Consider the following 12,195-nt stretch of genomic DNA (forward strand, 5'->3'; position numbering starts at 1 on the left):
CGGCGGTGCACCCGGTTACCGCGTGCACCGCGCGATCAGATCATCGGAGCCGCGCCTCGATGGCTTCGATGATGCGGGGGCGCAGTTCGGCGGCGCGGATGATGGCGTCCACCGACCCGACCTCGACGGCGCGCTGGATGCTGTGCACCCCGTCGAATTCCGCGGCGACCTCACCCAGTTTCTCGGCGCGCACCGAGGAGCGGAGTTCGTCGAGTTCGGCGGTGAGGGCGGCCCGTTCGGTGCCACCCGCGTTCGCCGCCCGCTGTTCCAGATCCCGGACCCGGGCGTCGGTGGCGGTGCGTTTGCCGACCTCGCCGGCGAACACGACCGCTGCGGCGGGGGCGCCGCCGAGGACCGAGGCGTAGGAGCCTTCGATGGCCAGGACCGTCATATTCGGATTCAGGGCCTTCGAGAACACCACGAACGCGCCACCGTGGTAGCGGGAGATCACGCAGAACACGATCGGACCGTCGAAATTGACGATGGCGCGGCCGATTTCGGCACCGTACTCGAGTTGCAGTTTGCGCATCGATTCCGGTGAACCGTCGAACCCGGACAGGTTCGCGAGGACGACCAGCGGGCGGTTACCGCTGGCCGCGTTGATCGCCCGTGCGGCCTTCTTCGACGATTGCGGGAACAGAGTGCCCGCGGTGTAGGTGTCGGGGCCGTCGGTCGCCGGGAAACCACGCCGCGGAATGCTCTGGGATTCGATACCCAGCAGGCAGACCGGGATACCACCCAGGTGGACGTCCTGGACGACGGCGGTTTCGGCGTCGGCCATGCCGGCCCAGCGCTCGAGCACGTCGTGGTCCTGGTCGGACAGTGCCCGCATGACGGTCCGGATATCGAACGGCTTCTTGCGGTCCGGGTTGGCGGTGGGGGAGAAGATCTCGCCGACGGTGGTGAAACCGCTGTCCGCCAGCACATGCGGGAAGCCGGAGATATCGCGATCCACCGGGTCGCCGGTGGTGGCACGCCGCGGAGCATGCTCGCCGGGGGCGACGTAGGTGTGATCGTAATGCGACATCAGGACACCGCGGGCGGCGGTGAGGTTCGGCGCCCAGTACTGTGCCTGGCCGTTCGGGCCCATCACGCGGTCGTAGCCGCCGATACCGAAGTTGTCTTCGGCGGAGACGCCGCCGGAGAAGTCCAGCGACTGTTTACCGGTGAGCACCATGGCCGAATCCGGGGTCATCACCAGGATGCCCTTGGTGTGCATGAGCATGGTGGCTTCGGCGTTCCAGTACGGCTGGGCGCCGACGTTGATACCCGCGACCACGATATTGATTTCGCGGCCGTCCTGGGTGAATTCGACGATGCGTTTGAGCGCCGCCGCCACCCAGTCCATGTTCTCGGTACCGGAGCTCATCGAGATCCGGGCGCCGGAGGACAGCGCGTACCACTCCAGCGGCACCTGCATCCGGTCGGCCAGATCGAGCGCGCCGATGATCCGGCGGCATTCCGGTTCCGACAGTGCGCCCAGCGATTTCGTGGGATCGCCGAGCAGCACCACACGGGTGATGCCCTCGGGGTACCGGTCGGTCGGCGTGGTCACCACACCGGCGACGATCGCGGCGGTGTTGCGGCCCTTGGGCCGGTCGACCGGGACCAGCGTGTGGCCGGCGTCGAGATCGTATTCGGCGAAATCGCCGAGCTGATCGGTCAGCTCGTACGGGTACACGGCGTTGCGGCCGGCGGCCCGCAGCACCTTCTGGCGGTACTCGTCCAGCGGCTCCACCGGTTCGTCGGAACGCTCACCGACGACAACCTGGGTGCCGCCGATCGCGTCGAAGGTGATCCGCAACGCCAGTTTGACCAGTTCACCGGTTTTCGGATCGGGCTGGCGGGCGATGAGCAGGATTTCCTCCAGCCCGGCGCCGACCGTGGTCGGGCGCACCCGCGCGACGATCTTCTCCAGCTCACCGCGGGTGATATCGATCGTGGGCCAGATGTACATCACGATGCGGTTGGTTTGCAGCCGTTTGGCCGCCGGCCGCCCGGCCTGCGCCCGCCGGATCGAATCGAGGCAGGTGGCGATGGTGCTTTCGGCGGTCGGCAGGGTGATCAGCCGGCCGTCGTGATCGCGCAGCGCGGTCAGGTCCCGCACCTGGGCGAACGCGACGAGACGCTCGTCGGCCGGGTTCTCCTTGGCCACACACCGGAACAGGTACACCTCCTCGTTGTCCGAGGACGGCAGCTGGGTGAGATCGAACTTGTGCAGCCGCTTCATCTGCATCCGCTGCGCGATATACGGGTGCAGGCCGCGGATGAGGTGTTCCTCGTCCAGGCCGGTCGCCGACGGGCGGAAGGTGAAGTGGTGGTGCATCACCGCGTTATCGCTGCCGGCGACGGTGGCGGTGATCCGATGGACCAGATTGGGCAGTGGCGCAGCGTTCAGCACCTCGTGCAGTGCTGCCGCCATATTCTCGAAGTCCTCGGGCTGGTTCTCCCAGGACAGGTAGATATCGGCTTCGATGGAGGCGGTTCCGGTGGCCAGTTCGGCCAGCCCGCGCACCGTGTCGCCGAGGGAATCGAAGCTCACCGCGGCGGAGACCAGATTCACGCCCCTGCGTTCGGCGACGACGAAGGTACAGTCACCGGCCTGCCGGGTGCGGACATCGGTGAGGTCCTTGTTGCCGTAGTAGCGGCGGGTCAGCACCTCCAGCATCGCCGTGTTGTCCGCGGAACCGCGCGACAGCCGCTGACCCAGCAACCGCACCAGCGGTTCGGTGGCGCTCACCATCTGCGCGATCCGTTCGGTGCGGTCGGCTGCGCCCGGGTCGGCGTCGAGGTAGCTGAGGTTCTTGCGGGCGTCGGTGTATACGCGGGCCCGGTTGCGGCGCAGCACCGGCTGGCCGTACCAGGCGAAGACCAGGCCGCGGGTGAGGTCGGCGATCACCGGGAAACGCACCTGGGTGGCCGCCACCAGCCGTTCCAGGGCGAGACCGACCGGTTCGCGCAGTACCCCGTCGGGCATGGGTTCGCGCAGCCACTCCCGCAGCAGGGTCGAGATGACCTCGACGGTATCGGCGGGGCGCTGCTGGGCGAGGAAGATCCGGAAGACCGCGGCCTCGAGGGCCGGGGTGCGGTCCAGCTCGGTGACGCCGTAGTGGCCGAGGGCCGCGGCGAGCTTCGCCCGATACGATTCCGGCAGCCCGGCCCGCTCGACATCGAGGCTCTGCAGGTAGGTGTGGAAGTACTCGCGGGCGCTGTGGACATGACTACGACCGCCGCCGTCATCGTCGAACGACCGGTTGTGGCTGAGTTCGGCCAGATCGGCGAACACCTGCATCAGGTCGAGTTCCTCGGCGAGTGGCCGGTGATTGTCCGCGACGGCCGCGCGGCGCGCGGTGAGGTAGTCGTCGAGTACCCGGCGGTCGTCGTGCGGGTCGACATCGAATCCCAGCAGCAGGCTGCGCAGATCCTGCCGCCCGCGGGCCATCCGCTCGTCCGGCAGGACCTGGCCGGATTCGGCGGGAAGGTCCAGCTCGACCGATACGGAGGCCGCGGTATCCGCGGCGTCGTCGTCCTCGGCGAGCGGTTCCAGGCGCAGCAGCGGCGCACCCGTCTCCACCTGGGTGCCGACGGAGACACCGATCTCCTTCACGCGGCCCCGGAACGGTGCCCGCAGCACCGTCTCCATCTTCATGCTCTCCAGCACCAGCACCGGGGCACCGGCCTCGACCTCGGCACCGGCCTCGATCGGGGTGGCCACCACGAGTGCCGGGGCGGGCGAACGGACGACGCCGCCTTCGTCACGGCTGATGCGGTGGGTCACGCCGTCGATATCGACCAGGTGAACCGGGCCGTGTGTGCCGGTGATCAGGCGATACCGGACACCGTTGACCACGACCTGCCCGGTGTGGCGGTCGAAACGCTCGAGGTCGACATCGGCGGTGCGGGCATCGCTACCCGCCTCGATCCCGACCCGGAACCGGTGCGCACCGATCCGCGCGACCCGCACCCGGTAGCTCGCGCCGCGCAGCTTCAGGTCCAGGGGCCGGCCGCTGTCATGCTGTACCTGGGGGCGGCCGCCGGCGGCGGTGGACAGCAGCCGGTGCTGTTCGACGCGCTCCTCTTCTTCGTAGGCGTCGACGGCGGCGGCGGCCAGGGCGACGCTGGAGTGGCGGTGCGAGACCAGCCTGCCCTCGTTGCGCACCCGGTCGATCCAGCCGGTATCGGCGCTGGCATCGATCACCTCGGGCTGGTCCAGCAGGTCGAGGACGAAGCTCTTGTTGGTGGCGCCGCCCTCGATGATCACCCGGGTCTGCGCGACCGCGCGCCGCAAGCGGCCCAGCGCCTGCTCACGGTTGCTGCCGTAGGCGATGATCTTGGCGATCATGGAATCGAAATCGGCCGGGATGGTGTCGCCCTCGCTGACACCGGTATCGACGCGGATACCCGGCCCGGCGGGCAGGTCGAGGTGCGCGATGCGGCCGGGAGCGGGCGCGAAATCGCGGTCGGGGTCCTCGGCGTTGAGGCGGGCTTCGATGGCGTGGCCGCGTTCGGCCGGGGGCTCACCCTTGAGCCGGCCACCGGAGGCGACCAGCAGCTGCGCCCGGACGAGATCGATACCGGTGGTGTATTCGGTGATCGGGTGCTCGACCTGCAGCCGGGTATTGACCTCCAGGAACGCGAACAGCTGCTCACCGGGGTGGTAGAGGAATTCGACGGTCGCCGCGCCGCGGTAATCGACCGCGATCGCCAGCCGTTCGGCGGAGGCCTTCAGTTCGGCCGTCTGCTCGGCGCTCAGCACCGGTGAGGCCGATTCTTCGATGATCTTCTGGTTGCGCCGCTGCACCGAGCAGTCGCGCACACCGAGCGCCCACGCGGTGCCCTGGCCGTCCGCGATCACCTGGACCTCGACGTGCCGGGCGCCGGTAACCAGCCGCTCCAGGAACACCACGCCGCTGCCGAACGCGCGCACGGCCTCCTGCCGGGTGCGTTCGTAGGCGTCGGCGAGCTCGGCCTCGTTCGTGATCACGCGGATACCGCGGCCGCCGCCACCGGCGGTCGCCTTCAGCATCAGCGGGTAACCGATATTGCTCGCGGCGGCCAGCGCGTCGTCGAGCGATTCGACCGCGCCCCGGCTCCACGGCGCCACCGGCACGCCGACCTCCTCGGCGATCAGCTTCGCGCCGATCTTGTCGCCGAGTTTGCGCATGGCCTCGGGTGAAGGCCCGACGAAGGTCACGCCGATTTCTTCGCACAGTTCCGCGAACGCCGGATCCTCGGCGACGAAGCCCCAGCCGACCCAGGCAGCCTCTGCTTTTGTCGCCAGCAGTGCGTTACGCAGGACCTTCAGGTCCAGGTACGGGCGTGCGGACGCCGGGCCGAGGTCGTAGGTCACATCGGCTTCCCGTACGAACGTCGCGGTCCGGTCGACGTCGGTGTACAGGGCGATCGTTTCGATGGGTTGCCCGGTTTCCGCGGACAGATCCCGGGCGGCGTGGATGAGCCGCATGGCGGACTCCCCACGGTTAACGATGGCGATGCGGTTGAACACTCGCCGACTCCTTCCTGCGCAAGCACGAGCCCGGTCGGGCGGGGTTGCGGGTTCCGTTTGGGCCAGTCTGCCCCTTCACCACGTGAAAATGCACAGCGTGTGGGGGCTACTCGCACGTATCTTTGCGGAGTCGGTCCGGTCGCGCTCGCCGGGCCCGGCCGACCGGCCGCGTCGAAGGGGTATCGGAGCGGCCGGACAGGGGTGCGTTCGGCACCCATTTCGCGGGACCGGAGGTATGCCCGTCGCTGCCGGAGCCTCCTGTAAATAGCAAATACCACGCCCGCCCGACACCGTTACACTGCCGCGGCCGTAATGCGCCAGCGTCCCGGGCTCGACGCAATGGAGTCGGCGGCCCGGATCCCACGGGCGCAATCGCGGCCGGTTCGGTAGCGTTCTCGTTCGAGCACGAGACGAGACTGAATACGGGGTATGGAGTGCGAGCAGGGAATCCGGCCGCGCGGGGGCGGTTGCAAAAATTGGGTGCGGTGGTCGCGGCAGTACTGCTGATGACCTTGTCCGGTGGAGCGGTGGTCGCCGCGGCACCGGTTCGCGCTCCGGTGCTGCGTGCCCCGGCCGGTGGCTATCAGCAGCTCGCGGTGCCGTCCGGTATGGGGCCGATCGAGGTGCAGGTGCAATGGGCGGCGCGGGGCGGCAGTTCGGCGCTCTATGTGCTCGACGGGCTGCGGGCACCGCATGATCACAGCCAGTGGGTCAGCGATACCGATGTACTGAAACGGTTCGCCGGCGACGATGTCACGCTGGTCTTCCCGGTCGGCGGGCATTCCAGTTTCTACGCCGACTGGTATCGGCCGAGCGGAACCAACGGTCAGGCCACCACGTACAAATGGGAAACCTTCCTCACCGAGGAGCTCCCCGCTTTCCTGGCGCGGTACGGAGTTTCACGGACGAACAACGCCATCGTGGGCGCCTCCATGGGCGGTGGGGCGGCGCTGACGCTGGCCGCCCACCATCGTGACCAGTTCCGCTTTGCGGGCTCCTTCTCCGGTTTCGTGAATCCGACCTTCCCGATGTGGAACGAGGCGGTGCGCGCCGCGATGTGGGACGAGGGCCGGTTCGACGTGGACGATATGTGGGGACCACCGAGTGATCCGGCGTGGCGTCGTCATGATCCGACTGTGCAGGCCGAATTGTTGCGCGGCCTGCCCATCTACGTTTCGGCCGGCAACGGTGTGCCCGGGTTTCCCGATGTGCCGTACGGGGCGGGGAACACTCTGAACGCGATGGGGCTGGAGGCGATGGCCATGACCGCGGCCCAGATCTTCGCCGACCGCGTTGCGGCGCTGGGCATCCCGGCGCGAGTCGACGTCGGTAACGGCACCCACACCTGGCCGTACTGGGATCGGGCGATCGCCACCGCCCGCCCGATGATCCTGGACGCGCTCGGCACCGGCTGACCGGGCCACGGTGGACGTGCACCGGAGAACACCTCCGGATTTGTCGGCGACTCGCCGTGGCGAGCCGGCCTGCTGAGCTGTGCAACCGGTATTCTTCCGGTTTGCACGCGTCGGGCAGTGACGCTCGTGTGCGGGGTATATCGGGTATGAGCGGGGCCCCACGTGGTTGCGCTGCGCTACCGCCTCCGGGCCCGGAACGTTCGTGCCGGTTCGCTTGTCAAGTTCTGCTTCGATGCACACCCGACTGGAGCGCGATGAACCGCAAGCATTCCTGGACCGCGGTAGCGATCACCACAGCGACAGTGGCCACGGCTGCTGCCGTGCTCGGCACCCCGGCGCGCGCCGCACCCGGCCAGGTCGGCGTCGGCGGGATGCAGCTGGTCGCCTCGGTGGATTCGACGAATTCGGTCCCCGCCGGCGATATCGCGGCAGGTGTCCCCTTCAGCCACGCGACCAAGGTGTCCGGGAACTTCTCGGTCGCCCTCGACGGAACTCCGGCGCTACAGGGGGGCCGGATCGTGGTGGGATATCTGGTCGGGTGCGCGGTGGATGTCTCCGAGGGCCTGTCGATAGCGATAATCCCGGAAATCGGTGGCGGGGTCTCGGTGGCGCCGTATACCGAACTCGAGGTCGCCACCACATTCGAGGAGGGCGCCGCGCCTTTGGTGACGGTCGCGCCACTCGTCGGTGTGGAGCCCAGCGTCGGAGTCGAATCGGCGCTCGCCGGGGAAGCAGGGGTCAATCTGGCCCCGGGGACGGTGGCGCCGGTGGTCGTCGGCGAATCCGAACTGACGCCGGAGACGACCTTCCCGTACACCTTCGCCCACGCCGGCACCCCGTTGAATATCGACGGATGCCTTTCCCCGGCATCCGCCATGCCCTTCGTCACCGTCGACGCCCGGACCCCTGGCGGTGCCGCCCAAACCACCGGTTACGGAACCTCTTTCGAGTTCTGACCCGATCGATCGGTTCGCTGCGGGCCGATCCGGAGCGGACCGGCCTCGCTGCGTACGGCCGGTCCGTTCGGGGTCAGGGCAGTGGCAGGCAGGTGCTTCCGGCGCCGACACCGTATCCCGTGACATCGACCTCGATGTACTTGGCGGAGGTGTACTGCCCCGGGGTGAACTGCTGCGCGGTGATGTTCTGGCGGCCCGTGTTCTCGGGTGTCCAGGCGAACGTCGCCGTTCCGTTCTCGGGGTGGTATGTGGCCTGGCCGAGGCGGACACCGCCACCTGTTCCTTCACCACCGCTGTTGATGATCGTGATCTCGCCCGCCTCGGACGGCGGTGCGTCGACCGCGGCCGTCACCGTGTAACTGCAACCGACCCGCAGGCCCTCCGGTCCGGCAGCAACGCTCACCTCGGTGACCGCCGCACCGGCCCCCGGCGCCGCGAGCGCCGTCGCCAGAGCGGTGATACCGAGAGCCGCAGTGGAGCTGAACAGCCGGATGGATTTACGCATACATGGACCCTTCTCGTCATACGGTCGGACCCGTCGAGTGTGGCACGGGGCCTCGGGGGACGCAGTGCGGCACAGTCCTGAGGCAGCCGGTGACTCCGTGTAAAGAGTTGCGTCCGAGGACCTCGTCAGACCAGTGGTTTGCCCAGCGCCCGCCGCCTTCTCATATCCGCGAGGTGCTGGTTCAGCGGGTACAACCGCCACTGTTCGGGGCCGGCTGCCGTGACGAGCCCGATGCCGCGCATGGTCAGTTCGAAGGCCCGCTGGCGGCCCGGACCCCAGTCCAGGCCCAGTTCCTCGCGGAAACGTTGCGGCAGGAACCCGGTGGTGAAGAACCTGTTGACCCGGCGGAATGCCAGCCGTTCGAGCCGGCCGTAGGGGCCCAGATCGACCACTTGGCCGAGCAGGTATGCCTTGACTTCGTCGTCGAGGGAAATCTCGGCGCTCCGGCGGTCCCAGTATTGCGCGAACGCGGCGCGGTCGGCCGGCCACATTTCCGGGCGCATTTGCAGGGTGGTGCCGAATCGGGCCGATTCGCGGTACAGCTCGTCGGCGTCCTCGTCGCTCAGCGGGCCGAAGAGGTAGGTCACCGAATCGACGACACCATTGTAGATGCAGGCGGCGACCCACAGTTGTAATTCCGGGTCGAACGCGTTGTATTCCACCGGGCTGCCGGGGCGTGAGCGCACATGGCGGTGGGAGGTGTTGGTCGCGGCGCGATACGCCGCACGTTCCTCGTCCGTTCCGAGCATGGCTACGGCGAGATAGGTCAGCGTGGTGCGCCCGCGTTTGCGTGGGTGGAGATCGAAACGGCCGCTGTCGACCGTGCTCTCGACCACTCCGCGGCCGACCGGGGCCAGGCTCAGCTGCATGATGACGTTCGCCGGGCCACCGAGCAGTGCGCCGGGGCCGGCCAGGTTGTTGCGGTGCGGCTCTGCCTCGGGTTGCGGTGCGTGCGACTCCGTTGACGCTGGGCGCGACATCTCGACCCCCTGAATGAGTGAGAGAATAATTATTGAAGTCTCTCACAAGTGTTGCGGTTGATTCAATGGCCGGGAACCCCTCCGCATCCGAGCGGCTTGCCGCTGCCCTCGTTCTCACGCCGCGCCGTGGCCGTGTAGTCACAACCGTGGGACGAACGTGGCGCCGGGGCCCGTACACAGATCGGCACGCGCCCAGGGGGAAGGCAGGTCGATACGATCGGCCCATGTCTGCGTCCGCTGCCCGGGTCCGGGAGCTCACCGCGCGTTCGGCGATCCTGAGCGTGCTGCTCGGATCTCATCCGGCGCAGGCGCCGGCCGGTTGGATCGTCCGGGTCGGTGCCGGGCTGGGGTTACGGGAATCCGCGGTGCGGGCCGCGCTGACCCGGATGGTCGCCGCCGGTGATCTCGAACGCGGTGCCGACGCGACCTACCGGCTTTCCGACCGGCTGGCCGAACGCCAGCGCCGGCAGGACCGGGCGATCTCGCCGGACCTCCATACGTGGCAGGGTGGGTGGATCCTTGCCGTCGTCACCGTCGGCGCCACCGATTCCACCGACCGTGCCGCATTCCGGGAAACATTGCGACTGGCCCGGTTCGGGGAACTCCGTGAAGGCGTCTGGTGCCGGCCGGACAATATTGCCGCCGACCTCCCCGAAATGGCCCGGCAGCGGGTGGATCTGTTCACCGGGCGACCGGAGGAACCGGCCGTCGACCTGGCCGGCCGCCTGTTCGCGCCGGAGCGGTGGGCCCACCGCGCCCGCGAGTTGCTCGCGGCTCTCGACGGCGCCGAAACGATCGGGACCCGTTTCGAAGTCGCGGCGGCCACCGTACGTCATATTCTCGACGATCCGGTCCTGCCGCCGGAGCTGTTGCCGCGGGATTGGCCCGGCGGGGAGATTCGTGCGCGCTACGAGGTTTTCCGCACCGAGTTCCAGGCCTTTGCCGATGGGCTCATCGAAGCGAAACCTGCGCTGCCACAGTGAGGTCGGGCTGCGGCAGATCGTGATCGCACGTACCGCTGCTGCCGGAACCGCTGTCCGCCGGGTGGTGCTGGGCCGGCCGGCCGGGCGCGGCGAAAGCGACCGGCCGGAACCGGTGCGCCGCCGGTGATCAGCCGACCTTCGGGGTCAGCCGTTCGATGATCGCGCCGGTGTCCAAGCCCGCCGGCAGGGTGCCGAAGACGTCGCCGCGGTCGCGTCCGAGCCGGGAACGAGTGAAGCCTTCGGCAACGGCGGGGTGCCCGTAGCGGACGAGCAGGGAACCCTGAAGCACCAGGGCCATATCGCCGACGATCCGGCGGGCGCGATGCGGCAGGGTCTCGAAGTCGGTGAACTCGGCTTCCAGCCGGCCGATCGCGGTATCGAGCGCCGAATCGGCACCAGCGGCAGATTTGACCTCGTCGAGGAACGCGGTCAGGGTCGCCGGCTGTTTGGCGAGCGCGCGTAGTACATCCAGCGCGGCGACATTGCCCGAACCTTCCCATACCGACATCAGCGGGGCCTCCCGGTACAGCCGCGGCATCCGCGAATCCTCGACATAGCCGTTGCCGCCCAGGCATTCCAGGGCTTCGGCCGCGTGGATGGGACCCCGTTTGCAGACGTAGTACTTGCTCACCGCGAGGCTGATGCGGCGCAGTAGATCGGCGGCCTCGTCGCCGGTGGTGGCACGGTCGGTGAGCTCGGCCAGCCACAGGCCGGCCGTGGTCGCACCCTCGGCTTCGATGGCCAGATCGGCCAGGACATTGCGCATGAGTGGCTGGTCCACCAGGTCCGCGCCGAATGCGCGGCGGTGCCGGGCGTGGTGGATCGCCATGATGGTTCCGGTGCGCATGCCGGTGGCCGAGGCGAGGGTGCAGTCGAGGCGGGTCAGGTTGACCATCTCGATGATCGTGGGCACGCCACGGCCCTCGTCGCCGACCAGCCAGCCGACGGTGCCGTCGTATTCGACCTCGCTGCTGGCATTGGAGTGGTTACCCAGCTTGTCCTTCAGTCGCTGTAGGTGGAAGGGGTTACGAGTGCCGTCGGGCAGTACGCGGGGTACGAAGAAGCAGGACAGCCCACCCGGTGCCTGCGCCAGTGTGAGGAAGAAATCCGACATCGGCGCCGAGGTGAACCATTTGTGCCCGGTGATCCGGTAGGTGCCGTCCGGCTGTGGGGCCGCGGTGGTGGTGTTGGCCCGGACATCGGAGCCGCCCTGTTTCTCGGTCATCGACATCCCGGCGATCAGTCCGGGCTTATCGGCGAGCGGGCGCAGGACGGGGTCGTATTCGCGGCTGGAGAGCAGCGGTTCGTAACGGGCGGCCAGGTCGGCGTTCGCGCGCAGGGCCGGGACGACGGCATAGGTCATCGAGATCGGGCAGCCGTGCCCGGCGTCGACCTGCGACCATACGCTCGTCTTCGCTGCCCGTACCAGATGCGGCACCGGCCGGGTATCGGCCCAGGGGGCGCCGTGCAGGCCGAATCGGACCGCGTGCCGCATCAGTTCGTGGTAGCTGGGGTCGTAGCGGACCTCGTCGACGCGGTGACCGTAACGGTCGTGCGTCTGCAGCACCGGCTGGTGTTCTTCGGCGAGATCGCCCAGTTCCTGGGCGTGGGCGCTACCGGCCAGCCGCCCGATCTCGTGTAGTTCGTCGAGGGCATGGCCGGCGCCGCCGCGTTCCAGGGCCTCGAGAATGGCGGGCACCTCGGCGGCGTCGTAATCGACCAGTGGGGGGACCTGGTTGGTCACGGTATGGGTAGGCACGGCTTCTCCTTCGCGTACGACGAACCAGGACGGTGCGTAGGTAGGAACACGTCGTCGTTCATTACCATTCTGAAGCGCACGATTGAATTGT

Annotated in this window: 7 protein-coding genes; 3 read left to right on the forward strand and 4 right to left on the reverse strand. The window is 68.4% G+C overall.

Annotation, left to right across the window (positions count from 1 at the left end; genetic code table 11):
* Positions 1-40: 40 nt before the first annotated feature.
* Positions 41-5,506 (reverse strand): ATP-binding protein, encoded by a 5,466-nt coding sequence (locus tag NS6_RS26000; RefSeq protein WP_068046708.1) that lies wholly within the window; start codon positions 5,504-5,506, stop codon positions 41-43.
* Positions 5,507-5,940: 434 nt separating this feature from the next.
* Here NS6_RS26000 and NS6_RS26005 point away from each other — a divergent pair, with 434 nt between their 5' ends.
* On the forward strand, positions 5,941-6,921 hold the full coding sequence (locus tag NS6_RS26005; RefSeq protein WP_371859361.1) for an alpha/beta hydrolase: 981 nt from the start codon (positions 5,941-5,943) through the stop codon (positions 6,919-6,921).
* A 254-nt stretch (positions 6,922-7,175) separates the two neighbouring features.
* A complete protein-coding gene (locus NS6_RS26010) occupies positions 7,176-7,877 on the forward strand; it encodes an MspA family porin (protein WP_068046711.1) in 702 nt (233 codons plus the stop codon).
* 73 nt (positions 7,878-7,950) lie between these two features.
* On the opposite strand, the gene NS6_RS26015 is transcribed toward NS6_RS26010, so the two are convergent.
* Both NS6_RS26015 and NS6_RS26020 read right to left on the reverse strand, forming a co-directional pair.
* Positions 7,951-8,382: a hypothetical protein gene (locus NS6_RS26015; RefSeq protein WP_068046714.1), complete on the reverse strand. Its 432-nt coding sequence runs from the start codon at positions 8,380-8,382 to the stop codon at positions 7,951-7,953.
* A gap of 125 nt (positions 8,383-8,507) precedes the next feature.
* Entirely contained in the window at positions 8,508-9,362 is an 855-nt protein-coding gene (locus NS6_RS26020) for an oxygenase MpaB family protein (protein ID WP_084471410.1), read from the reverse strand.
* Positions 9,363-9,586: 224 nt separating this feature from the next.
* Between NS6_RS26020 and NS6_RS26025 the strand changes: the two genes are divergently transcribed.
* Entirely contained in the window at positions 9,587-10,345 is a 759-nt protein-coding gene (locus NS6_RS26025) for a PaaX family transcriptional regulator C-terminal domain-containing protein (protein ID WP_068046716.1), read from the forward strand.
* Between the two features lie 127 nt (positions 10,346-10,472).
* On the opposite strand, the gene NS6_RS26030 is transcribed toward NS6_RS26025, so the two are convergent.
* Complete coding sequence (locus tag NS6_RS26030) at positions 10,473-12,104, reverse strand: acyl-CoA dehydrogenase family protein (RefSeq protein WP_068046717.1); 1,632 nt, start codon at positions 12,102-12,104, stop codon at positions 10,473-10,475.
* Positions 12,105-12,195 lie beyond the last annotated feature (91 nt).

It is taken from the genome of Nocardia speluncae NBRC 108251, assembly GCF_001613245.1.
Taxonomy (GTDB): Bacteria; Actinomycetota; Actinomycetes; order Mycobacteriales; family Mycobacteriaceae; genus Nocardia; species Nocardia speluncae.

Coding starts and splice junctions, on each gene's coding strand:
- NS6_RS26010 (WP_068046711.1), top strand. CDS start 7,176: ATGAACCGCAAGCATTCCTGGACCGCGGTAGCGATCACCACAGCGACA.
- NS6_RS26015 (WP_068046714.1), bottom strand. CDS start 8,382: ATGCGTAAATCCATCCGGCTGTTCAGCTCCACTGCGGCTCTCGGTATC.
- NS6_RS26020 (WP_084471410.1), bottom strand. CDS start 9,362: ATGTCGCGCCCAGCGTCAACGGAGTCGCACGCACCGCAACCCGAGGCA.
- NS6_RS26025 (WP_068046716.1), top strand. CDS start 9,587: ATGTCTGCGTCCGCTGCCCGGGTCCGGGAGCTCACCGCGCGTTCGGCG.